Source organism: Flavitalea sp. (assembly GCF_035489435.1).
Taxonomy (GTDB): Bacteria; Bacteroidota; Bacteroidia; order Chitinophagales; family Chitinophagaceae; genus DATHKG01.
On the sequence record NZ_DATHKG010000027.1, the window covers coordinates 22,524 to 48,046 of the forward strand.

Genomic DNA, 25,523 nt, shown 5'->3' on the forward strand with positions numbered 1-25,523 from the left:
TTGGAGGTTACTGGATTTGTCGATCATTAAGACTTGCCAGCCTGGCTTTTGTAAAGCCGTAAGGACGGATAAGTCTTAATTATTAGTTGCCATTTCTTAATTACTGGTTTCACTTTGAAAGATAAAAAATGCCTTAGGCTAAAAGTATTTTTTTCGCTGAACCACACTTAAATCATGGCTGAAGAAACATATCATAAACTTTCTTACTCCTTCAGTTTCATTTATCTGTGTAAGGTTTTTCATCAATTTTTGATAAGTGTAAACCACATAGGTACATAAGTGAAATCTGGCGAAATTATTGTGCGGGCAATCTAAAACAAATCGATATTGATTTTAATCAAGTTGCGTCTAAAGGGTTGTTGGTATCCCCTTTAGAGACTTTTTCACCTTGCCAAAGCACCTGCAAAAACAAGCGTTCAAACGATTAGTGCTTTGTTGCCAGAATTGTAATCTTCTTGCTTTAGCACATTCATGAACCTATAAAAAGATTGGGATTCGGTAAATTGGTTATGGTCCCTTTCAGTTCCGATAATGGGCAGCTCGGTTTGATCTCTTTTTAAGCATCGCAGGTGTTCGACAACCGATTTCGGTGCCAGTCTAATTCCTGCCCTTGAAACATCGGAAAACATATAGTTAGAAGTTAAGGTTTGTACACTGGTTCAGTGGACAAGGTCAATTCAGCAAAGTAGCCCTGACTGACTTCAAATATTTATTTCCAGAATGTTACCCAATTTTTTACTCTTTGCCATTTTGATGGTTGGACGCAAATGCCTCCAGTAAAAACTATATCCCCCAGCAACGTGTTCTCAACCGGAACGAGGGAAACGTTCAGTGCCCTCGCAAATGGAACCTTAACTGAAAGGAGCTGCACGTTATAACCGACATGCTGAATAGATAGTTTTATTGAATCAGCAATTTGCTCATCAGGCACTTTTAATGAAAAGCGTCCATCATTGTTGGTAGTTACTCCGATTGGACTACCATGGATAATTACACTCACCCCTGCTATTGGCAAACCCGTAGTATCTTTCACGATTCCTGTTATAACAGTATCAACAATATTGAAGTGATTAGTTAAATAATCGGAACCTCCGGTCTGTAGCAGATCCTGGTTCTGTTTTCCGATGTTTGGGCTGATCAGTACATTGTCTTCTGGTTTGCTATCTTGTGTTTTACTGCGGTCTGCTTTACTTCGGAATTCTCTTCTTGCTTCTGCGTCACCATTTTCTAGTTTACCATCGTTTGATCTAAGATCATTTAGTTTTCTCTCTTCTGATTTACTAAAATTTTCGGATGATAAAGAAGAATCAGCAATGTGGGTTTCTGTTATTTCAACCTCTCCCAATGATACTTGGCCCATGGCCGGAATGCAGGAAGTTATATTCAGCAGCGAAAAACCCAGGCCAACGAGCAATGGTGATTGCCGTATTGAATAAGGTTTTGAGGCGGCGGCAGATTTTGAAACCCAAGAAGCTCTTAAATTTGCCAGGCTTCGGTCTATCTGTCCGGAGGAAAGTTTCCCACAAATATTTTTGGGATATGATTTAAAATAAGCCGCAAGTTGAGCATCTGTAAAGCCGGTAAAATCGATCACATTTTTTGCGCACGCGTTGCAAAACCTGCCATCCAAAGCGGGTTGCATTTCGTTCCATTTCTGGTTGCAGGGTTCAGGAATAACAAGTTTCATCATTTAGCGAAGTTTAGGTTCCCTATATGATGTGATTTGCGGGTGAATTACATAATCACCTTCTGATTCGTGAATTACCGGCGCCGGGAGGTGGCCGTAATAAAAAAAGCGACTACAACATTCGTTATAATCGCTTCTTCATGTTTGTGGTGTGAGGCGGGATCGAACCGCCGACACAAGGATTTTCAGTCCTTTGCTCTACCAACTGAGCTACCGCACCATCACGCCTGCTTTTGAAGTAGCTGGCTTGCCACCCGAAACAAACTTCGCTCTCATGACCAGCATGAAAACTATAATGAATCTAGCGGGCTTCGCCCGCCGAAGCCACACAGAGTAGTTGAGTATCAACCTCCCCTCGGCGTAGGCGGGCAGCAAAAATAGGATTTGATGATCAAAATGCCAAAAATCTTGCCTGTGATTTAAGAAGTAAAATAAATTCAGATCACGAATAAATTCCAATCGCTAGTTACCATATTCACTCAAAAACTTAATTCGCATAATCTTCAGCTGCTCCCAGGTGAAATTGCTTTCCTTTAATTCATCAAGCGCAATCTGTAAACTGGAAGTTTCGCAGCTTTTGAAATATTCAATGATCTCTTCCTGTTCGTATTCGTCAAGAATCTCGTCAATTGCATAATCCAGGTTAAGCCTGGTTCCGCTTGCAGCAATCGTTTCCATGTTTTCCATCAGGGCATCTATTCGAAGATCCTTGTTTTTGGCAATGGTTTCCAGGGGTATCTTCTTATCAACCTGTTGAATGATATAAACCTTATTCAGACTCTTGTTGGCCACATTTTTCATGATGAAATCATCGGGCTTAACAATGTCGTTTTCTTTCACATATTTATCGATCAGTTCTACAAACGGTTTCCCGTAACGGATCGATTTGCCTTTGCTCACACCCTGGCATTTTTCCAGGTCGGCCAGCGAAGTTGGATATAAGGTCGCCATATCCTGCAATGAAGTCTCCAGGAAAATCACAAAAGGTGGCAGTGTTTTTCGTTTTGCTTCCTTTTGACGTAGTTCCTTTAGCATATCAAACAGCTTCTCATCAACTGCAGCCCCGGTATTGGATTCGACTGCCGCTTCTTCGTCATCGGCATTTGCCTCTTCAAACAGGTTATTTAAGACAATCTTGAATGATTTTGGCTTTTTAGCAAACTCAATGCCCTTTTTGGTTAGCTTAAGAACACCATAATCTTCTATATCCTTGCTTAACAGACCTTCCAGTAACATCTGGCGGATCAGCGAGTTCCAATAGTGGTCTTCCTGTTCCTTACCTATTCCGAATTCAGCCAGTTTTTCATGACGATACATGGCAATGTTTGGTGTCAGGTGTCCACGCAAAACATGAACGGTATAAATTGTGGCAAAACACTCATCAAGCGCCTTGACGGTCTTCAATACTTTAACTACATCGTCTTTCGCCTCAATTCTTTCTTTCGGATGAAGACAGTTATCGCAGGATCCGCAGTTTGGAATATCATATTCTTCGCCGAAATAACTCATCAGCACCTTACGGCGGCAGACTCCTGTTTCCGCAAAAGCTACCGTTTCGTTGATCAGCTGTGCACCCACTTCGCGTTCGCTCAATGGTTTATCCCGCATCAGGTGTTCCAGTTTGGAAACGTCCTTATGTGAGTAATAGAGGATACATTTTCCTTCCAGTCCGTCACGACCCGCACGGCCGGTTTCCTGGTAGTAATTTTCTATACTTTTCGGTATATTATAATGTATAACGAAGCGAATATCAGGTTTGTCGATGCCCATTCCGAAGGCGATGGTCGCAACAATGACCTGAACATCTTCGTTCAGGAATAAATCCTGGCGGGAAGCGCGCAGTTTACCATCGAAACCGGCGTGATAAGCAACTGCCTTAATGCCATTGGCCTCCAGGGTGCCCGCAAGCTCTTCCGTTGTTTTCCGGTTAAGAGTATAAATGATGCCGCTGTTGCCTTTCATGCCCTTTATAAAGCGTACAATGCTTTCATCGGTCTGGCTTTTTTTGATCTTCGGCTGGATCTCGTAATAAAGGTTAGTCCGGTTAAAGGAAGAAATGAAAATATTAGCGTCCCTCAGACAAAGATTTTTTACGATATCACTCTGCACCTTTGGTGTTGCGGTGGCTGTGAGTGCAATCATCGGGATATCCGGGTTGATTTGTTCCATCATTTCCCGCAAGCGGCGGTATTCAGGGCGAAAGTCATGGCCCCATTCCGAAATACAATGTGCTTCGTCAACAGCGAAAAAGGAGATCTTTAAATCTGAGAAGAATTCCATGTTCTCCTGCTTTGTAAGTGTTTCAGGAGCAACGTATAACATCTTGGTATGTCCATCAGTAAGATCTGATTTCACTACCGCTATTTGTTTTTTTGTAAGCGTCGAGTTTAGAAAATGCGCTACATGATCTTTTTCACTGAAACCGCGTATCAGGTCAACCTGGTTTTTCATCAGGGCGATCAGGGGACTCACAATAATTGCCACACCTTCACTCATAAGCGCGGGTAACTGGTAACATAAACTTTTACCTCCGCCAGTTGGCATGATCACAAATGTGTCTTTCCCCGATAATAAACTTGTAACTGATTCTTCCTGGGTTCCTTTAAATGTATCGAAGCCAAAAAATTGATGCAAAGCTTTGTATAAATCAGCCTTTGCTATTGGTGATTTGCCGTTGGTTGATCCGCCGGCGTCTTTTGTTATTGTCTTTTTAGTTCTGGTAGTAGCTTTTTTTGCAGTTGTTGCCATAATCATAATGTTGTCTTCAACGGAGCCCCGGATGCGGGGGAATTGCTTTTTACAAGAGAAGATTGTATCAGTACCTTATCTGTAATCCTTCGTATAGGGGTGGCGAATTTACTCTATTTTACGGGTTATTTCATTGTGAAATGCCGTTCTTTAACATTTAACATTTATTCGCGGCTATGAGTTTTCAACAATAATGATTTACCTGTATGATGTCAGAGCCTTAATTTTCGTCTAATTGTTTTTTCAGTAGGTTTGCGGCAATCATGCACAATTCGATTGATATAAAATCAGTTGCTACCCGCACAATCCGGCTGGAAGCAGACGCAATCAGGAGCCTGGCTGATCTTGTCGACGATCAGTTTGTAGCCGCTATCGATGCTATTGCATCAAACAAGGGCCGTCTTGTGGTAAGTGGTATCGGCAAATCTGCGATCATTGCCCAAAAACTGGTTGCGACTTTGAATTCGACCGGTACCCCTGCCATTTTTCTGCACGCCGCTGATGCTATCCATGGCGACCTCGGTATTGTTCAGCAGCAGGATGTGGTTATGATTATCAGTAAAAGTGGCGAGTCCCCCGAAATAAAAGTGTTGATGCCTTTATTGCGGAATTTTGGAAACAAGCTGATTGGCATGGTTGGCAATATAAATTCATACCTTGCCCGCCAGGTAGATATTATCCTGAATACGACGGTTTCCCAGGAAGCCTGCCCGAATAATCTGGCCCCAACGAGTAGTACAACGGCTCAGCTTGTTATGGGCGATGCGATCGCCATAGTATTGATGGAACTGAAAGGATTTGGATCTGATGATTTTGCAAAATTTCATCCCGGCGGAACATTAGGCAAAAAACTATACCTGAGGGTATCGGATTTGTATATACAAAATGAAAAACCGAGAGTATCACTAAACGCTTCATTAAAAGAAGTGATCGGGGAGATCTCAAAAAAACGATTGGGTGCCACTGTAGTTACCGACGATGATGAACAGGTACTAGGTGTGGTGACCGATGGCGATCTCCGTAGAATGCTTGAGAAAAGTATCTCGCTTGATACTGCCACTGCCAGGGATATAATGACAGCAAATCCAAGAACGATTGAAGCAGGGAAACTTGCTGTTGATGCGCTTGACCTTCTGAGAAAACATGACATAACACAATTGATCGTAGCAGAAGGACAAAAATATATCGGAATTATTCACCTGCACGACCTGATAAGAGAAGGAATTATCTGATCACGCGAGGCTTTTAATCAAAAATCATTCACCCGAACGAACCAACATGAACAAACACCACTATGTAGCAATTATGGCTGGCGGCATTGGAAGCCGTTTCTGGCCCATGAGCCGTACCAACTTTCCCAAGCAATTCCTGGACATACTTAACACTGGCAAAACGCTCATCCAGTCAACTTTCGAGCGATTTGCCACATTTATTCCAGCCGAAAATATTTTCATTATCACCTCGAATGAATATGTCAACATTGTAAAAAAACAACTGCCGGAAATTCCAATCCAAAACATCCTGGGCGAGCCATCAAGAAAAAACACTGCACCCTGTATCGCATACATTTCTTTTAAACTTAACCAGCTTGATCCCAAAGCATCATTGATTGTTGCTCCAGCTGATCATATCATATTGGATCCTACAGCTTTTACAAAAGTGAGCCTGGAAGCGCTGGCTTTCGTAAACAAACACAATGCTTTTATCACTCTTGGTATCAAACCGACTTATGCAAATACTGGTTATGGTTATATTCAGTATGAGCAACATGGTGTAACAGATAATGTTTACAAGGTTAAGACCTTCACAGAAAAACCAAATCTCGACCTGGCTAAAACATTTATAGCTAGCGGTGAATTCCTCTGGAACGCGGGTATATTCGTTTGGCAGGTTAAAAATATTCTTACGGCTTTTGAAAAATATCTTCCTGAAATGTATGAAGTATTTGAAGCTGAACAAAGTCGCTTCAATACGCCGGAAGAGGCAAATGCATTAAACGAAATCTATCCACAGTGCCCCAGCTTATCCATTGATTTTGGTATCATGGAAAAAGCAGACAATGTCTACCTTATTCCATCTTCTTTTGGCTGGAGTGATCTTGGTACCTGGAACAGTGCCTACGAGAACCTTGAAAAAGATTATCTGGCGAATGCAGTTGCAGGTGAAAATGTAATTGTGATAGATGCTACCAAATGCGTTGTTCATGCACCGGATAACAAGCTGGTAATGTTACAAGGCCTTGATGATTATATTATTGTTGACACAGAAGACGTGTTGCTCATTTGCAAAAAAGAAAAAGAACAGGAGATTAAAGAATATGTTGCCGAAGTAAAAAGGAATAAAGGAGACAAATATCTCTAAACTGTTTATGTTTTTTAACGCTGGATTTTAATCAAACGATTCATAAATTGCAACAGGCTTCTATGTCAGGAGCCTGTTTTTTATTTCGTTAATGTCCGCAAATGTCCCGCTTTTAACATTGGAAACGCGGCCAAATTATCAGTATGAACGTCCCGCTAAGTAATATTCTGTTTATCGATATCGAAACGGTATCCCAGCATCCTTCTCACGACTTGCTTACTGAAGACTGGAAGGCACTTTGGCAAAAAAAAGCCGAAATCATACTTCGCAATAATACGGTCGATTCCCCGGAATCAATTTACGACAGAGCTGGCATCTATGCTGAGTTTGGAAAGATCGTTTGTATAAGCTGTGGCCTGTTGCAGGCTAACGGTTCAGGAAAAAAACTGGTTTTAAAATCTTTCTCGGGTGACGATGAAAAAAAGTTACTGCTTGCTTTTTCTGATTTGCTTGCACGCTGGGGTCCCGGACAGCAAAAATATTTTTGTGCGCATAATGGAAAAGAATTCGACTTTCCATATCTCTGCAGACGATTGGTAATAAACTGTCTTCCTCTTCCACCTATGTTAAACATTGCCGGAAAAAAACCCTGGGAGGTACCGCATATTGATACCCTCGAAATGTGGAAGTTCGGTGATTATAAGAGTTTCACATCTCTCAACTTACTGGCAGGAGTACTTGGCATCAAAACACCAAAAGACGATATCGATGGCTCTATGGTTGGAGATGTTTACTGGAAAGAGAGAAACCTCGCACGGATTGTACACTATTGCCAGAAAGATGTAATAACTGTTGCCCAGGTGTACCTGCGTTTACTCGGCGAAACCTGTGTTGAAGCAGAAAACATCGAGATAAAAGATTAATAAAAATTGATTATGGAACGTCAGAATTTTTTATCAGGTGCGAAATGGGAAGCAATCGTGGGCTATAGCCGTGCTGTGCGTGCAGGCAACATTATCGAGGTAGGGGGCACTGTAGCCGTGAATGAAAACAATGAAACAGTTGGCATAGGTAACGCCTATGAACAAACGAAATTCATAATTGAAAAAATTGAGAAGGCGCTTAAACAAGCCGGCGCCTCCCTTAACAATGTTACCAGGACACGCATGTTTGTTACTGACATCTCCCAATGGGAAGAATACGGACGCGCGCATGGAGAGTTTTTTAAAGACATCAGGCCCTGCACTTCAATGGTCGAAATCAAGAGCCTGATTGGCGTCGATTATCTTATCGAAATCGAAGCAACAGCGTATTTGAGTGATGAGTTATGAGTGAGTTATGAATGAGCTAAAATGGTATAAGTTATCAATATCTTTTTACATCTTGACTCAACCTTCATAACTCATCACTAAACAACTCACTCATCACTCATAACTCATAATTCATAATTCTCTTAAAAGGTTTTTTTCCCTTTAACCTCGTAACTGTCTTCTTTGATCTCCTTTTCGATCACGATACCATATTTTTTGGCTCCCTCTCTTATCTCATCGGCTTTACCTATTAACAAAAACTGCAACTTGTCTTTGGCAAAGTATTTAGCTATGATCTCTTTTGCTTTTGCCGGAGTTACCTGGCTTACGTTTTTTTCAAAATCATTTATGTAGGCTGCATCATATCCATAGATAAACATATCATTGAGTAAAGCGGCGAGTTGACCTGAAGTTTCAAAATCGGTAGGGAACAGCCCTACTACATAATTCCTGGCTGATTGCAAAGTAGTATCATCGATGCCTTTCTGCAACCTGTTCATCACCTCCAATGCTTTATCAATAGTCTGAAATGTTGTTTTTGTTGCCGTAAATGAAAGGATTTTAAAGGTGCCGGTATATTTATTAGCATCAAACCGGCTCATGGCGCCATAAGTAAGTCCGGAATTAACCCGCAGTTCATCGTTCAACCATGAGGTAAAACGATCTCCGAACACGGTGTTTACAACTTCAATCGCAACCCTGTCTGCATTGTTTTTTGCTATTCCTTTTGCGCCGATATAAAACGTTGTCTCACGGGCATCTCCTTTATTTACCAATAACACGTTGGCCCCTTCCGGCATCTTTACAGGTTCTGCAGCCGGATTCGGGATGGTGCCGCTGGCTTTTTTCCACTCACCAAACAGACCGGTGATTTTAGCTTTCATTTCAGCAGTATTAAAATCGCCTACTATTGCAATCACGGATCCATTTGGCCGGTAATATTTTTCATGGAATTTTTTTGCATCGTCAGCAGTAATAGCATTCACCGTAGATATCAACCCTGATGAAGGATTGGAATAAACATGGTTTGCATACATCATGGCATTCCAATAATAATTGATTACTGAAAACGGGCTTTGTTTTGCCACTTCCAGTGATGCCTTTTTTCTTGTTTTAAGCTTTTCAAATTCCTTTTCTTCAAAGGTTGGGTTGATAACAATGTCCTTTAACAAACCAAAAATAATGTCCTGTGTTTTCGCAGAAAATCTCGCATAAACACGCGTGAATTCCTGGCTTGAATAGGCATTCAGCGTTGCCCCAGCAAAGTCGATCTTATCCTGTATCTGATCTTTGGTAAAGTTTTTCGATCCGGAAACCAGTGATGCTGCGGTTAACTCGGACAGTCCTGCCTGCAAACCATCATGAATAGTAGCTGCCGGAAGAGAGAGTGCCACACTGATCAGAGGAACTTCTTTCTGTTCCATCAGGTTAACTGTAAGACCATTCGCCAGGCGGAAGGTTGTATATTTTGGAAGTTGAAATTTTTGCTGCGCGGAAGCTGTAATACACACGCAGGTAATAATTATTGACAGTGTTATCTTTTTCATTTTAATACGCTTAAGTTATTTGGCTTAAGAAATTTGAATCTAGTCTTCTACTTGTGGACTCATAATTGCAACCGTTCTGTTCGACTTTTTCAGATAGGTCTTTGCAACGCGTTTGATATCGTCAATGGTTACTTTTTCATATTCCTGCGGAGCATCAAACATTTTTTTGTAGCCCCCAAAAAACACCTCATAAATGCCCAGGTTATTTGATTTCCCATTGATAGTTTCTATCTGTCCATAAAAGGTAATTAATTTCTGATTTTTAACTTTCTGAAGTTCTTCAGCTGTTACTCCTTCGGTTTTGATTTTTTCTATCTGATCGGAAATGGTTTTTTCAAGGAGCAAAGGGTCTTTGTCTTTTGCACCTGTAGCATCAACCACCATCAGGGCGGCATCAAAACTGTTTTCAGTGAATGAAGATATTTCTGTTGCAAGCTGAAGACTGTCAACCACTGCTTTGTACAATCGCGAAGTACGACCATTGGTCAAAATAGCATCCAGCAGATCAAGCGCATAATAATCTGCCTTTCCTGTTGGGGGAACATGATAGCCAATCATAAGGTTGAAAGTCGGGACATCTTTTTTTACGAACACACGACGTTCCCCTTTTTGTTCTGGTTCAATGAGGTTCATGGGTTTCGGGGGTTTATTTTTTGGAATACTTCCCATGTATTTTTCAGCGATAGCTTTTACCTGGTCAAACTTTACAGCTCCCGAAACAACTACCACACAATTGTCGGGCGAATAATAAGTGTTAAAGTAAGACTGAAGATCGTCTTTGGACCAGTTCTTTATATCTTCAAAATAGCCGATTACAGGCCAGCGATATGAATGGGTTGTATATGCCGTTGCGAATAATAGTTCCCATAGTTCGGTTTTGGGCTCATTTTCAAGGCCAGTGGATTTTTCTGAAGCAACTACCCCCCTTTCACTTTCCACCATTTGGGTATCGATTGCCAGGTCACGTATCCGGTCAGCCTCTAAATCAAAAATTGTTTCCATGGCCTTAGCGGGGAACCAATCCGTATAAACAGTAACATTCTGGTTGGTATATGCATTGTTGGCTCCACCGTTAAACTCCATGGTTTTGTCAAACTGCTTCGGTCCGTATTTTTTTGAACCATTAAACATCATATGTTCAAAAAAATGCGACAGCCCCGTGATCCCGGGGTACTCGTTCCTGGAACCCACTTTCCAAAACAGATACATGTTTGCATTTGGTATTGAAAAGTCTTCCACTACCAGGAACTTCATCTGATTGGGGAGCGTAAATGTTTTTACGTCTTCGGGTTTAAGCTGGGAATAGCCTTTGCTGAGGACTATAGTCATCAACATAGCAATGCCCCATTTTTTAATCTGCATTTTGTATGATTTTATTCTATTACAATATAACTTAATAACTATAGCAAAGTCCGCCACTTAAATAATTGTCTCATTTGTTTTTCAATCAACGCGATAAGATGAAATAAACATAAACAACTATTTTTACCCGAAACAGACAGTCTTGCAGATTCACTCCAAATTACCTAATGTCGGCACTACCATCTTTACCGTGATGAGTGGCCTTGCGGCAGAATTGAACGCCGTAAACCTCGGACAGGGATTTCCCGACTTTCCGATGGACCACCGGTTAACCGACCTGGTTAACCAGGCTATGGCCAATGATTACAACCAATATGCGCCAATGCCAGGTTGGCTGCCACTCAGGGAGGCAATAGCCGAAAAAAATTTGTATTTATATGGAGCTGAGGTTGACCCTGTTACTGAAATAACAGTAACTCCCGGTGGTACTTACGCGATATACACAGCCCTGACCAGTATATTGGAACCAGGAGACGAGGTAATTGTATTGGAGCCTTCCTATGATAGCTATGTTCCAAATATCCTGGTGAATGGTGCAAAACCTGTATTGGTCAGTTTAAAGTTGCCGGATTACCGGATCGATTGGCCTGCTGTGCAAAAGGCGGTGACTCCAAAAACCAGGGCAATTATAATTAACTCACCTCATAATCCCACTGGCAGTATCTTATATGAAGATGACATTGAGGAGTTGAGAAAAGTTGTAAATGAAACGGGTATTTTCATCATCAGCGACGAGGTTTATGAACACCTTATTTTTGATGGCGAATCACATTTAAGCATGTTAAGATACCCCGATTTAAGAGCAAGAAGTTTTGTTTGCTTTTCATTTGGGAAAGTTTTTCACTGCACAGGCTGGAAGCTTGGATACTGCATTGCTCCTCCGCAGTTTACCAGTGAATTTAGAAAGGTCCACCAATTTAATTGTTTCAGTTGCCATACTCCGTCACAGGTTGGAATTGCAAATTACCTGGCTGACAGGAACTCATACCTTAACCTTGGAAAACAAATACAGGCAAAAAGGGATTATTTCCGGGAACTAATGAAGTCAACCCGATTTACAATGAAAGAATCCGCAGGAAGTTATTTTGTTTGTGCGTCTTATGAAATGATCAGCGAAGAGGATGACAAGTCCTTCGCAATCAGGATAACAAAAGAATTTGGAGTTGCGATGATCCCTGTTTCGGCTTTTTACCAGGATGGTAAGGATAACCGGATCGTGAGATTTTGTTTTGCCAAAAAAGAACAAACACTGGAAAGAGCTGTGGAGAAGCTCGCGAAACTCTGATGGCTTCACAGGGTTAATCCGATATTAACTTTCAGCCTGTGGTTGATGCGAATGGATTAACTAAATTTGAAAATTGCTAACGAATCAATAATTTATTAATGGGCTACGGCAGGATTTCAGGATGGATAGGGCTTTTTTTCTTTCTTATCGCCTGTACAAACGAACCAGCGCCAGCTGGCAACAAAACAAGCAAAACAGACACAGCCGCTATCAGGGAACAATATAAAGAATCCCCCGTATTAGATGCGGAAGCAGCGATTAGCAAAATGGAGATCGATCCAGGCCTGAAGATTGAGCTGGTGGCCTCTGAGCCGCTGGTAGTGGCGCCGGTAGCTATGACCTTCGATAAAAAAGGCAGGATGTGGGTGGTTGAAATGACCGGTTATATGCCGGATACTCTCGGCACCGGGGAATCTGCAATGGATGGCAAGATTGTAATTCTTGAAGACACCAATAAAGATGGAAGATTAGATTCCAGGAAGGTGTTCATGGATTCTCTTGTATTACCAAGAAGCATATGCCTGGTCGAAAACGGCATCCTGATCGCTGAGCCACCAAAATTATGGTACGTGGAGATCGAGGATGACAAACCAGTCCGAAAGACATTGGTTGACGATAAATATGCCGAGGGAGGAAATGTGGAGCATCAGCCAAATGGTTTGTTGAGGGCAATGGACAACTGGATTTACAATGCCAAATCTGATAAGCGTTATCGCAAAAAAGGCAACAACTGGCTTATTGAACGAACACATTTTCGGGGTCAGTGGGGGATAACACAGGACAACCAGGGCCGTCTTTTTTACAATAATAATTCGGAAAACTTTTTGGGTGATTATTTCAGTCCCGGCCTGGGGGCAGGTAATCTGCATCAGCAAAGAGTTTCAGGCTTTAATGAGAAAATTATCCGCGACAACCGGGTTTATCCTGCCAGGGCAACTACTGGTGTAAACCGCGGATATATGAAAGGCACTTTGAACGACAGCCTGCGACTCGTAACCTTTACTGCAGCCTGCGGACCACTGATTTATCGTGGCGATTTGTTTGAAAGCAGTTATCTGGGTAACGGCTTTGTAGCAGAGCCTTCTGCTAATCTCATCAAAAGAAATATTATTAATGACAGTGGTCTGTCAGTAAAGGGCAATCAGGCTTATAAGGATCATGAATTTCTTGCCAGCACAGATGAAAGATTCAGACCGGTCAATTTGTATACGGGTCTCGATGGTGCAATGTATGTGCTGGATATGTATCGTGGTATTATTCAACATAAGACATACCTGACACCTTATCTTAAAAATGAAATTAAAAGTCGCAGGTTAACTTTGCCATTAAACTGTGGGCGAATCTATCGGATAGTACCTGCAAATTCAAAGCCGGTACCAGTTATCACTGGTGATGATCCTGTTCAGTTGGTTGCATATTTAAATCATCCGAACGGGACTGTAAGGGACCTTGCACAACAGCTACTGGTCGATAATAAATCATCACAGATAATTCCATTATTGCGACAGGGAATCCGTCGAACCGATCAGCCCCTTGGTGTTATGCATTCGCTTTGGACCCTCGAAGGTCTTGGTGCATTGCAGTCATCAGATATAGAACCCTTGTTGAACCAAAACAATCCTGTTCTACGTACCCAGGCGATGGCAACGATCCCTTCCATCATTTCAGGCTCAAATCAAAAAAGTATTTTCAAGGCGCTTCAACAGTTTACAGCGGACTCTACAAATGCAACCTGGCTTGCTTTGCTACTGGGTAAGATCCAGCGATTTGATCCCGCAGGAGTTCAGCAGATGCAGGAACGTTTAGTGAAACAATATCCTTCCAGCATATATATCGCTGATGCGATTATCAGTACTATGGAAAATCGGGAGGATGCATTAAATAACATACTTGTTAAAAATAATGATACAGGTTTGATCGTTTATAAGCGCCTTGCGAAAGTTCGAAAGGATATGGTAAACAAACAAAATGCCGGAAAAACTGATGCGCTGATGAAACTGTATCCAAAAGGAGGTAAAGTATTTACAACTATATGCAAGACCTGCCATGGAAATGATGGTGAAGGAATTCAGTCACTTGCACCACCATTAAACCGTTCCAACTGGGTTACGGGCAACCCGGATCACCTGAGCCGGATTGTATTATATGGACTTACCGGACCGGTAGATGTTAACGGCAAATTATATAAAGCACCTGAGATAAACGGTGATATGCCGGGCATCGGAGGTAGCGATGAATTTAATGACGAAGACATCGCCCAGTTGCTCAGCTTTATCAGAAATGCATGGGGCAATAAAGCGCCAAATGTAAACCCAACTGATGTTCAGAAAATCAGGAAACAATATAAGGATCGTCAGAAACCTTTTACCATGGAAGAACTAAAAGGTATTAAATAACCATATCGTTGAATCAAGCTGATTAGGACAACATTGAATCGCATCTGGATAGCAAACTCAACTAAATAACAAGCTCAACCAAATTGCCCGATGAACCTTATCAAAAAATATCTTAAGCGAGCGTGAGACGGAAAATAAAAAGAACCTACAGGATTGCTCGTTACGTTATTTACCGACAAACAATAGTGGAACCAATCGATCACCTCTGGACCTTCATCGGGGCATTCCTGGGCATCGGCATAATCGGCTATTTTCAACAAAACCGGGTGGCAGAAACAGATAGTGTTTTCCTGATTGGCTCTTTTGGAGCCTCCGCCGTTTTAGTGTTTGGCGCTACCAATAGTCCACTTGCCCAACCCCGGAACCTGATTTTTGGACACCTGATATCCGCTCTTGTCGGCGTAACTGTTAGTAAATTAATTCCCGGACAGTTGTGGTTGGCCAGTTCACTTGCAGTTTCATTATCAATAGTATTAATGCAAATAACAAAAACAATGCATCCGCCTGGCGGTGCAACAGCACTTATTGCCAATATCGGTAGTGAGAAAATTAAGGCGCTTGGTTATATGTATGCGCTATCCCCGGTATTTTCAGGTTCGTTCATTCTGCTTTTGATCGCACTTATGGTGAACAATATTCCTTCGCATAGAAATTATCCTTACCGGAAATAGTTTCTTCAATCTTTAACCCCCGGCGTATTTTATTGTCACTTCATTAGAGAAAGAAAACATGCGACTTAGTGAAATTTTAAAGGCGGAATAAATCCGCCTTTAAAATGTATAAACCGTCCCGTGTGTTCCTATGCTGCTGCTGCTAATCTTGTTCCAATCACTTCTTCAATGTTAGGTGATATCGCTGCTACGGCTGAACTTTGATCGATGGCTACAGCCTTGTTTAATTCTTCGTCGTAAGCGAAGATATAAACCGGGCTATCGTTTATGCTCACCCGAAATCTTATTTCATTGTTATGTGTTTGATATCTTGATGCTTTTATTGCAACCGCTTTTCCTTCAAGCACTATATCAAACTTTTCCGTTCTTACTTTTTCTGTTCTGCTAATCATAATATCCACATTTAGATGAAAAATAATAACTATCTATTTTCAACAAACGTGCCAACCGGGTATCTGAAAGAATTTGCAAAATATAAGATAGTAGCTCAGATATCAGGATAGTAATTCAGATATCATGACAGTATCATGATAAGAGTAGCTGAGTGGTATCCACAAATTCGTCCAGGCATTATGTAACGTTTCTTTGAAAAATGGCTAATAGCTTCACATAACACCTTGAGATAGAAGAACTCCACGCAAGTAATGACAATGCAGATTTCATCCTGTACAGAAATTTACCCAATCGCTAACCCATTTGGCTGCGTTAAACTATTTACCCATGTCTCCTATCTACACATAAATCCCCGAAACAATGATACCCAAAGCCATAACAAAGGCCTTCAGATTTTAGATTTAAAACAATCTTTTTTGACTTAAATTGCCGCCTCATTTTTAAAGCAGGAAAGGCGGCGAATATGGCAGAAGTTAAAAAGAATTCGAAGGCGGTTTTACTTTTGTCTCCTTACAGGATGTTCCAGGATCACCAGGTTCTTGAAATCCTGGTGATTGACCGTTCAGCTCCAAAATCACCTTTTACAAATAAAGAACTGACCAGTACGGAAATCAAGCAACATTTCCCGGAGATTGAAAAAGGATTCAAAGAACTATTGATTTGGTTCAGCAAAGAGGGAATAAATTTTACCAGGGATTCGATAAAAAAGAAGTTCAGCAAACAAAAAGCCGGCATACCTTTTTCTGATTATTATTCCTCGAGTATTACGCGTCATTTACTCGATCTTTTCCAAAGGATAAAACCATTCGCTCATACTTTACAATGGTATCATAAAACACCAGTAGATAACGTGCGTTTCATTACCGCCCCCTGCACCATCAGCAAGTTCAGACCTACCCTGCAATTCGACCTTTATGGGAGTAAAGACAAATTATCGCTTCGCACAAGGCTTAGTATAAATGGCGATCATTATGAAGTCGCAATGTTCAAACGATATGAGTTCATTCTTGAAAGTAACAATGAATATTTTTTACTGAGCAATAAAGACACACAAACACTTAACTGGTTAAATACAATTGGTACCAGAAAGCTTGAACAAAACCAGGACATTTTTATCGAAGAATTATTAACCCCTCTCGAACTGGATTACCTGGTTGAAAGAAACGGATTACTCGAAGCAAAAGCAGTGGAGGTGTTGCCTGTAAACAGGGTGATGTTAAGCGAAATCAGCAATTCTTTTTTGATGCTTACTCCACAATGGATCTATGATGGATTTGTGATGGAGGATAAGTGGCAGGAAACTGTTAAGCTTAATCGTAATTCGGTGGAATATGTTATTCACCGTAACAAGCAGAAAGAGGATGAATTTCGCGTATTTCTTGAATCGCTTCATCCTGGCTTTTCCAGGCAAATGAATGGATATTACTACCTGGGATTTGCTGAAGCTCAAAAAAATCAATGGTTCCCGAAAGCATATCATAAATTACTCGGCGCAAATATCGAAGTAACGGGCATGGACATGCTAAAACATTTCCGTTATTCTCCCCACCAGATAGAAACAACCACAAAATTTATTAAGGAAGAGGGTCATACAGCAATTCTCCAATTAAAAATTTCATTTGGCAAGGAAGAAGTTCAGTTGATTGAAATGCAGAAAATGTTATTGTCCGGTCAAAGGGCGGTATTGCTGAAAGACGGTTCCCTTGGTGTTTTATCAGAACCATGGCTGGCTAAGTTTGCAGCGCTGATAAAACTTGGCAAAATCTCAGACAAGGAAATCAGTGTGCCGAGATGGCTTGCTTTTAGCAACGATGAAAGCGCCGAACTGCAAACTGTTATCAAAACAGATTGGCTGGTTAAATGGAAATTATGGCAACAACAGGACATAACTGTTTATCCTGTAGATCCACAGATCAAAGCAACACTAAGGCCTTATCAAAAGAAAGGCTTTGAGTGGATGATGCTGCTGGCAGAAGCAGGTGCAGGAGCTTGCCTTGCAGATGACATGGGACTTGGAAAAACACTGCAGACCATCTGTTTTATCAGCTCAAAAATATTAGCGAATCCTTCCTCAAGGCATCTTATTGTTTGTCCAAGCTCACTTCTTTTCAACTGGAAACAGGAAGTCGAAAAATTTGCGCCGCATCTTAACTGTCATATTTATCATGGAGCTTCCAGGCTCGAATCCAGTTTATCTGATCCATGTCATCATATCATAATTACAAGCTATGGAACGGTCAGATCAGACTTCGAAATTTTTTCTTCGATGCATTTCCAGACACTTATTCTGGATGAAAGTCACAATATTAAAAATCCGGCTGCCCAGATAACAAAAATTGTAAATCATTTATCATCAGAAACCAGGATCGCATTAAGCGGAACCCCGGTAATGAATAATACATTTGATTTATATGCGCAACTAGACTTTCTTTTACCCGGGATCTTTGGTAGTAAGGAATATTTTAAAAGGGAGTTCGCAGACCCGATCGACCGCGACAAGCAAGCAGAAAAAATCACAGGGTTACAGAAACTTACTGCTCCTTTTATCCTGAGGAGAACCAAAGAGCAGGTGGCGCCTGATCTTCCGGTGAAAACAGAAATCATTATGTGGTGTGAGATGAGCTCAGCACAAAAAGAAAATTATGAAAGTATTCGGGATAGGATCAGCAGCAGTCTTTTCCTGAATATTAAAAAAGAAGGATTGCAAAAAAATAAACTTGCCCTTCTCCAGGGAATATTGAAGCTAAGGCAAATTTGTAACTCCCCGTTATTGTTACCAGCAGATGAGCAAACCTGTGCTGATTCAATTAAGACTTCCATGCTGATGGATGAGCTTACTTACAACCTTGGCAAACACAAAGCCCTCGTGTTTTCCCAATTTACTACTATGCTTGATTTGCTTGCTGAAGAATGCTCAAAAAAAGGTATTACATATTTTCATTTTGATGGTCAGACTCCACCACAAAAAAGAGCGGAGATGGTAAGCGCTTTCCAGGATCCGGAAGACAAAACGAATGTTTTTCTCATCAGCCTTAAAGCCGGTAACGCTGGTTTGAATCTTACCGCCGCTGATTATGTATTTCTTTTCGACCCCTGGTGGAATACTGCAGTACAACAACAGGCAATAGACAGAACGCATCGAATCGGGCAAACGAAAAATGTATTTGCTTACAAGATGATTTGCAGGAACACAATCGAAGAAAAAATCATTCAGCTACAACAAAGAAAAAAGCAGCTTGCTGATGACCTGGTTGGTGAAGAAGAAGGTTTTGTGAAGTCTTTATCAGAAGATGATATTATGTTTTTGTTTAGCTAAAGAGATGGTTTTGATTGGTCGTCAAATCGGGGCAAACCATGTTTACTACACAGGACAGCCCTGCCCGGCAAAACTGGGACTGGAAAAAAATGTTACTGTAAACCAGCTCGCAGAATTTGCCGGTTTCAATTTTGTTGAGACCGATGGAAAAGTACAGGGCTGAATGTCGAAATGATGCCCAGGAGCATTATGCTCAGCCATTATTATGATCGGTTGTCATATGTGCGTTCATCTAAGCGATTCCCATTAGACGGGTCCGGCAATTCCTCCGAAATCGGCGTTAAATCGGCCTGGATTCCTAATTTCCACCCCGATTTTTAGTTTTTCGGGTATTTTATTCGCATCTTTGTACTCCTTGCCTGTATACAGGGCTCCGAAACTGCTAGAATGTTTTTTCACTCCTGTACAATTTCAAGATTAAAACAAGACTTATGTACACTCATATTTGGCTCAAATACCTGCCTATTATTAAGATACTGATGAAGAAGGCAGCGGCAACCGATCAAACACTTGCGCTTAACCGAATCGATTTTGAAAGAGCAGGCAGTGGAAGAAAAGCAGGTTACAAATTTACAATTGAATTTAACAATGGACGTGTGGCTAATGTGATCAGCACATCACCTCTTGCAGTTGACCTGGCTGCAGTTATGATTCAGGACAATGCTGTAAAAACGCTGTTCGCCACAGCGAATTACGAAGTCAGCCTGAATACAAAGTTTCAACTTAGTATAAAGAACACAAATCCAAAAGTTGAGCAAACACCATCAGAAGAGCCTGTAGAAGAGCCTAAGGAGGCAATCGACCACGACGCATAATACAAATACTGATAACAATCCGGAACCAACTTATTACCCGGCATCAGCTCTTTACAATATTCGTTTTAATTGATTTTTGCGGCTACCTATCGGTGGGCTGCAAAAATCAATTCCTTTCCATGGAGGTCTTTCCCAAAAATTCTTACAAACTCCACAGTTAACATTTTCACAATCCTGCTTTGCATTATCTTTACCAAGACCTGTTTAAATAGTCAATTAATTATTTCCCACTTTGAATTTTAAAGAATTTGGCTTGCACGAATCCCTCGTTGAAGGGATTGAAGCAACCGGTTATGAAAACGCGACACCTGTTCAGGAGAGAGTAATCCCCCTGATTCTTGCAGGAAAAGATCTCATAGCATCTGCCCAGACCGGCACCGGTAAAACCGCTGCCTATCTGCTTCCCATCATAAATATGCTGTTAAATGCTCATCATTCTGCTGATCATATTAATGCGTTAGTAATTGTTCCAACCCGGGAGCTGGCGGTTCAGATTGCCCAGAACCTGGAAGGACTTTCCTATTTTACCAACATCAGCTCAATTGCTGTTTACGGAGGCGGAGACGGTTCCAGTTTTACAACAGAAAAGCAGGCATTGTCACGCGGTGCAGATATCGTGATCTGTACCCCCGGACGAATGATCAGCCATCTCAACATGGGTTATGTAAAACTGAAGGACCTGAGATACCTGATTCTTGATGAAGCAGACAGAATGCTGGACATGGGTTTTTATGATGATATCATGAAGATTATTTCGTTCATGCCCGCGAAGCGTCAGAATCTCCTTTTCTCGGCAACTATGCCTGAAAAGATCAGGGATCTTGCACGAAAAATTTTACATCAGCCCGAAGAGATCAATATTGCTATTTCCAAGCCACCGGCAAAAATTGTCCAGGAAGCGTTTGTTGTTTATGAGGCGCAAAAAATCCCTTTAATTACCTATCTTCTGCGTGACCGGGTAAATCAATCGGTGCTTATATTCTGTTCCAAGAAACAGGCAGTTAAGCAATTGAGCCGCGAACTTAAGAGGGCGAAATTCAACATCGAAGAAATACATTCCGATCTTACGCAGGCTGCGCGCGAGCAGGTGATGTTAGATTTCAGAAGTCGTAATCTGAAGATTTTAGTTGCCACAGATATTATCTCACGTGGAATTGATATCGACAATATTGATCTTGTAATCAATTACGATGTACCAAACGATGGCGAAGATTATATACATCGTATAGGCAGAACTGCGAGGGCTGAGACCGATGGTACAGCTTACACATTTATCAGTGAGAAAGAGCAGAATAAATTTGCTGTCATTGAAAACCTTCTTGGTACTGCCGTAACTAAAGGTAAAATACCTGAAAGTTTCGGTCCTGTACCTGGTTATGCTCCAGGCAAGGGATCACGTCACAAAGGAAGGTACAAGCCACATTTTCACAAGAAACAATGATGATTAAACGCTCTTCCAAAGGACATTTTCTTCTTTAATAGCCATTTAATGCCAGGTTAGTCATAATGGATGCAGATAACTTTATCCAATCATTATGAAATCACCATCCGATCATACTATAAAGCCTGATAGTAATTCTGTTGCCGGGTACCCAAATGCAGAAAACAGTATAGTGGCACCTGCGCCTCCCACGATGGATGCTCTAACCCAAATGCTTGAGCGCTATTTTGGTTACCGTGAATTTCGTCAGCACCAGGAATCAATTATCCGTCATATTATTTCCAAAAAGGATGCGGTCGTACTGATGCCTACCGGTGGGGGTAAATCAATTTGTTACCAGCTTCCAGCCCTGGCATTACCCGGAACAGCTATCGTTATTTCCCCGTTGATTGCATTGATGAAGGACCAGGTAGATGGTTTGAAGCAAAATGGAATCCAGGCTGCTTATCTCAATTCCAGCCAAAGTACATCGGAACAATCAGAGATACTCACCCAGTTGTGGAGCGGCTCAATAAAGCTTTTATACATTGCTCCTGAACGGCTATTTGGAGATTCAAATTTTATTGTCTCCCTCAGCCGGCTCCAGATCAGTTTGTTTGCAATTGATGAGGCGCATTGTATCAGCCAATGGGGGCACGACTTCAGACCTGAATATCTTTTTTTGGGCCAACTAAAACAAAAATATCCTTCTGTTCCCCTCATTGCACTTACAGCAACCGCAGACAATCTCACCCGTCGGGATATTATCGAAAAACTTGCGCTTAAAAACTTCAGGCTTTTCGAAACTTCTTTTAACAGGCCTAATATCTATTATTATATCTGGCCTAAACGTGATTACTACGATCAGTTGATTGAATATCTTGTAAAAAGGAAAGACATAAGCGGCATTATTTATTGCCTTTCAAGGGCTTCAACGGAAACGCTGGCTGCAGATCTTCAAAAGGCAGGTTTCGCTGCGGCGGCTTATCATGCCGGTCTGGACAGAAGAACAAGGGAAGAAAGGCAGGAGCAGTTTCTGAAAGACGAACTGAGGATAATGGTTGCTACCATTGCTTTTGGGATGGGGATTAACAAAAGCAATGTAAGGTTTGTAATCCATGCCGACTTACCTAAAAACATCGAAGGTTATTACCAGGAGACAGGACGTGCGGGTAGGGATGGTTTGCAAAGTGATGCGATTCTCTTTTACAGCGCGGGCGATGTTTTCAAACTGAAACGATTCGCAACAGTCGAAGGAAATGAGGAGCAGTCACGTATCATGTTGAAGAAGCTTGATCAGATGGCTTCTTTTTGCGAAAGCCGTGAATGCAGGCGTAAATATCTTCTCAATTATTTTGGAGAAAAAACAGTTAATCATTGCGGCTCCTGCGACAGTTGTTTAAGTGAATACAAAAAGTTCAATGCCACCGTAACTGTACAGAAATTATTGAGTGCAGTAAGTCGCCTGGGTGAGCGGTTTGGGGCGAATTATATTATTGATTTTTTGCGGGGTAGTAAATCGGTGAAAGATGAACATCATTTAATAAAGACTTTTGCTATCGGCCAGGAACACAGCAAAGAAGAATGGAAAACTTTTATCCGGCAGGTTGTTGATATGGGTTTGCTGACGCAGACTACCGGCGAGTATCCCGTATTGAAACTAAACAACAATAGCTGGCCCGTTCTGCGTGGACATTCTCAGGTTGAATTGTTTGAGCCTACTGGTAAACAAGCAGAAGCTTCCTCGGGTAGCGATGAGGATGGCGGCGAACTTTTCCGATTGTTTAAGTCTGCCAGGCAATACCTTGCTTCGACAGAGAACATACCGCCACATAATATTTTTGCGGATTCAACGCTGCTGGAACTAGCCACCCTAATGCCTGGAACCCTGGCAGGAATGGCGGCTATCCAGGGCTTCAGTGAAGTAAAGCTCAGGAAATATGGTCCTCACTTTCTTGATCTTATTAAGAAAAATAAAGAGAAAAGGGATAGCACCGGCAGCAATAAAACACTGCGGCGAAAACACGAGCGGACTGGCGATACCAAAATGATTACACTTGGGTTATTCAACGAAGGCAAAACCGTGGAAGAGATCTCTGTCCAACGTCAATTAGTGCAAAGCACGATTGAGGGACACCTGGCGCATTTTGTCCGGGTGGGAATGCTGGATGCACATAGTTTGTTGCCAAAACAAAAGATCAGCACTATACTGGAAGCGGTAAAAGAAATCGGGGGAACCACTGCTATGCCCATTAAAGAAAAGCTTGGAGATGATTATTCGTTTGCCGAGATCCGTGTAGTGTTAAATTACTGGCAATGGATGAAGGAAAATAATATAGAAGTCTGATCCAGCAAGCTTTTATTTATTTTTGGGTTGATGAATCAGTTTAAGAGCGACCCTGACAACATACTATTTCAGCTGGCTGCAAACTTTGTCAATCATACCAACAGACCAGTCTTCCTGACTGGAAAGGCAGGAACAGGAAAAACTACCTTCCTGAAATATATCCGCGAAACTACACTGAAACAAACAGTAGTTGCCGCGCCAACCGGTGTGGCTGCGATCAACGCAGGTGGGGTAACTCTTCATTCATTTTTTCAACTTCCATTCGGACCTTTTATACCAACCACACAAAACTCTGTAAGCAATCACGAATCCGGAATTACCGATCAGCATTCCCTGTTCAGAAATATAAGATTCTTTGCTTCAAAAAGAAAGATCCTGGAAGAAATGGAGTTGCTGATTATCGATGAGATTTCCATGGTTCGGGCAGACATGCTGGATGCGATTGATATCATTTTACGGCAGTTCAGAAAAAACCTTCACCAGCCTTTCGGCGGCGTGCAGGTCTTATTGATAGGAGATCTGTTTCAATTACCACCAGTGGTTCCCGATGATCAATGGCAGATATTGAAGAATCACTATGAAAGTCCATTCTTTTTCCATTCCAATATCATGAGACAGGATCCGCCAGTGTATATCGAACTAAAGAAGATTTATCGCCAAAGTGACCAACACTTCATAGATGTTCTAAACCGCATCAGGAACAACCAGATGATTGCTAACGATTTTGCATTGTTAAATGGTTTATACGATCCAAAAATCCAGTCGAGCGATTCAAAAAGATATATCACATTAACAACCCATAATCATAAAGCAGATTCAATAAATCAATCCGCACTTCAACAACTTACCGATCCATCCTATACATTCGAAGCAACTATTGCTGGTGAATTCCCTGATAAAAGTTTTCCAACGGACCATAATCTTTCATTGAGGAAGGGAGCGCAGGTAATGTTTGTAAAAAATGAAACGGGTGAACTGAAACGCTATTTTAACGGCAAGCTCGCTGTCGTTACACATATCACGCAGGAAAAAATAGTTGTTGAATTAGCAGACAGCGCTATAAAAATGGAATTGGAAAAAGAGACCTGGAAAAATATCCGTTATAACTATAATAACGAAAAGGGGGACATCGAAGAAGAAGAGTTGGGTACGTTTACACAATACCCGGTAAGGCTTGCCTGGGCAATCACTATCCATAAAAGCCAGGGCTTAACATTTGAAAAAGCGATCATTGATGTTGGTAACGCTTTTGCCCCCGGCCAGGTATATGTCGCTTTAAGCAGATGCACAACACTTGAAGGAGTAGTATTGCACTCGCTGGTTCATCCCTCAGCTATAAAAACCGATCACCAGGTTATAGCTTTTTCAGCAATGGAAGCCGATGAAGAAAAGCTTGCCACTAATTTTCAGTCTGAACAATCCATACAGGGTATCAATATGCTCCATAGGTATTTCGATTGTCATAAATTGATAGAGGCAAGTCTTTTTCACCTGAAGGCGACAAAACCCCGCAAACATCCGGAGAAATTAAACAGTCTTGAGCTGGCTAACAAGATGGTTGGAGAGGCGCATCATTTGCAGGATGTTGCCCGCAAGTTTGCAAAACAATTGAGCACACTTATAACAGCCTTTCGCCAGTCAGGCGAAATTACTCCATTAAGTGACAGGGTAAATTCCGCATCGCAGTATTTTGCTCAGACAATCGAAGAAAATATTTTGAAACCGTTGATTGTGCACCGGGCCAGGTTGCAAAAAAATAAAAAAACAGCGAGGTATTGTAAAGAACTTGAAGTGTTGGAAACTGTGTTCCGAAAAAAAATAAGTTTGCTTGAACACAGCAGGGAAATGGTGAGATCAATCGACAATAAACAGGTTTCGCAAAATTAAAAAAGGTGCCGGTTATTCCCGCCCGGCACCATACGCAC

At 41.5% G+C, this 25,523-nt stretch carries 19 protein-coding genes and 1 tRNA gene; 13 read left to right on the forward strand and 7 right to left on the reverse strand.

Features of this window, described 5'->3' with window-relative positions; genetic code table 11:
- Positions 1–709: 709 nt before the first annotated feature.
- The 3 genes from VK664_RS04855 to recQ (VK664_RS04865) form a co-directional block, all read right to left on the reverse strand.
- Positions 710–1,690, reverse strand: a complete 981-nt coding sequence (locus VK664_RS04855) for a carboxypeptidase-like regulatory domain-containing protein (RefSeq protein WP_461397490.1) — start codon at positions 1,688–1,690, stop codon at positions 710–712.
- A 144-nt stretch (positions 1,691–1,834) separates the two neighbouring features.
- Positions 1,835–1,907: transfer RNA gene (locus tag VK664_RS04860), tRNA-Phe, on the reverse strand.
- 242 nt (positions 1,908–2,149) lie between these two features.
- Positions 2,150–4,435: a DNA helicase RecQ gene (gene recQ, locus VK664_RS04865; protein WP_461397491.1), complete on the reverse strand. Its 2,286-nt coding sequence runs from the start codon at positions 4,433–4,435 to the stop codon at positions 2,150–2,152.
- Positions 4,436–4,698: 263 nt separating this feature from the next.
- Here recQ (VK664_RS04865) and VK664_RS04870 point away from each other — a divergent pair, with 263 nt between their 5' ends.
- The 4 genes from VK664_RS04870 to VK664_RS04885 all read left to right on the forward strand — a co-directional run bounded on the left by VK664_RS04870 (position 4,699) and on the right by VK664_RS04885 (position 8,067).
- Positions 4,699–5,667, forward strand: a complete 969-nt coding sequence (locus VK664_RS04870; protein WP_461397492.1) for a KpsF/GutQ family sugar-phosphate isomerase — start codon at positions 4,699–4,701, stop codon at positions 5,665–5,667.
- A gap of 46 nt (positions 5,668–5,713) precedes the next feature.
- Positions 5,714–6,796, forward strand: a complete 1,083-nt coding sequence (locus tag VK664_RS04875; protein ID WP_461397493.1) for a mannose-1-phosphate guanylyltransferase — start codon at positions 5,714–5,716, stop codon at positions 6,794–6,796.
- A 143-nt stretch (positions 6,797–6,939) separates the two neighbouring features.
- Positions 6,940–7,659, forward strand: a complete 720-nt coding sequence (locus VK664_RS04880; RefSeq protein WP_461397494.1) for a 3'-5' exonuclease — start codon at positions 6,940–6,942, stop codon at positions 7,657–7,659.
- A gap of 12 nt (positions 7,660–7,671) precedes the next feature.
- Entirely contained in the window at positions 7,672–8,067 is a 396-nt protein-coding gene (locus tag VK664_RS04885; RefSeq protein WP_461397495.1) for a RidA family protein, read from the forward strand.
- Positions 8,068–8,189: 122 nt separating this feature from the next.
- Here the strand turns inward: VK664_RS04885 and VK664_RS04890 are convergent, their stop codons facing one another.
- Both VK664_RS04890 and VK664_RS04895 read right to left on the reverse strand, forming a co-directional pair.
- A complete protein-coding gene (locus tag VK664_RS04890; protein ID WP_461397496.1) occupies positions 8,190–9,593 on the reverse strand; it encodes a M16 family metallopeptidase in 1,404 nt (467 codons plus the stop codon).
- Between the two features lie 39 nt (positions 9,594–9,632).
- Positions 9,633–10,955: a M16 family metallopeptidase gene (locus VK664_RS04895; RefSeq protein WP_461397497.1), complete on the reverse strand. Its 1,323-nt coding sequence runs from the start codon at positions 10,953–10,955 to the stop codon at positions 9,633–9,635.
- 142 nt (positions 10,956–11,097) lie between these two features.
- Between VK664_RS04895 and VK664_RS04900 the strand changes: the two genes are divergently transcribed.
- From VK664_RS04900 to VK664_RS04910, 3 genes are all read left to right on the forward strand, one after another.
- Positions 11,098–12,240 (forward strand): methionine aminotransferase, encoded by a 1,143-nt coding sequence (locus VK664_RS04900; protein WP_461397498.1) that lies wholly within the window; start codon positions 11,098–11,100, stop codon positions 12,238–12,240.
- Between the two features lie 98 nt (positions 12,241–12,338).
- A complete protein-coding gene (locus tag VK664_RS04905; RefSeq protein WP_461397499.1) occupies positions 12,339–14,636 on the forward strand; it encodes a DUF7133 domain-containing protein in 2,298 nt (765 codons plus the stop codon).
- A 122-nt stretch (positions 14,637–14,758) separates the two neighbouring features.
- Complete coding sequence (locus tag VK664_RS04910; protein WP_461397500.1) at positions 14,759–15,307, forward strand: HPP family protein; 549 nt, start codon at positions 14,759–14,761, stop codon at positions 15,305–15,307.
- 128 nt (positions 15,308–15,435) lie between these two features.
- Here the strand turns inward: VK664_RS04910 and VK664_RS04915 are convergent, their stop codons facing one another.
- Positions 15,436–15,699 carry a hypothetical protein gene (locus VK664_RS04915; RefSeq protein WP_461397501.1) on the reverse strand — a complete coding sequence of 88 codons (264 nt, stop codon included), beginning with the start codon at positions 15,697–15,699 and terminating at the stop codon, positions 15,436–15,438.
- Between the two features lie 464 nt (positions 15,700–16,163).
- On the opposite strand from VK664_RS04915, the gene VK664_RS04920 reads away from it, so the two are divergent.
- Together VK664_RS04920 and VK664_RS04925 are read left to right on the forward strand one after the other, a co-directional pair.
- A complete protein-coding gene (locus tag VK664_RS04920) occupies positions 16,164–19,016 on the forward strand; it encodes a DEAD/DEAH box helicase (RefSeq protein ID WP_461397502.1) in 2,853 nt (950 codons plus the stop codon).
- Between the two features lie 10 nt (positions 19,017–19,026).
- Entirely contained in the window at positions 19,027–19,179 is a 153-nt protein-coding gene (locus VK664_RS04925) for a hypothetical protein (RefSeq protein ID WP_461397503.1), read from the forward strand.
- An 83-nt stretch (positions 19,180–19,262) separates the two neighbouring features.
- Here the strand turns inward: VK664_RS04925 and VK664_RS04930 are convergent, their stop codons facing one another.
- Complete coding sequence (locus VK664_RS04930; protein ID WP_461397504.1) at positions 19,263–19,415, reverse strand: hypothetical protein; 153 nt, start codon at positions 19,413–19,415, stop codon at positions 19,263–19,265.
- 32 nt (positions 19,416–19,447) lie between these two features.
- Here VK664_RS04930 and VK664_RS04935 point away from each other — a divergent pair, with 32 nt between their 5' ends.
- The 4 genes from VK664_RS04935 to VK664_RS04950 all read left to right on the forward strand — a co-directional run bounded on the left by VK664_RS04935 (position 19,448) and on the right by VK664_RS04950 (position 25,485).
- Positions 19,448–19,831, forward strand: a complete 384-nt coding sequence (locus VK664_RS04935; protein WP_461397505.1) for a hypothetical protein — start codon at positions 19,448–19,450, stop codon at positions 19,829–19,831.
- Positions 19,832–20,063: 232 nt separating this feature from the next.
- Positions 20,064–21,272 (forward strand): DEAD/DEAH box helicase, encoded by a 1,209-nt coding sequence (locus tag VK664_RS04940; protein ID WP_461397506.1) that lies wholly within the window; start codon positions 20,064–20,066, stop codon positions 21,270–21,272.
- 94 nt (positions 21,273–21,366) lie between these two features.
- Positions 21,367–23,598, forward strand: a complete 2,232-nt coding sequence (recQ, locus tag VK664_RS04945; RefSeq protein ID WP_461397507.1) for a DNA helicase RecQ — start codon at positions 21,367–21,369, stop codon at positions 23,596–23,598.
- 30 nt (positions 23,599–23,628) lie between these two features.
- Positions 23,629–25,485 (forward strand): ATP-dependent DNA helicase, encoded by a 1,857-nt coding sequence (locus VK664_RS04950; protein ID WP_461397508.1) that lies wholly within the window; start codon positions 23,629–23,631, stop codon positions 25,483–25,485.
- Positions 25,486–25,523 lie beyond the last annotated feature (38 nt).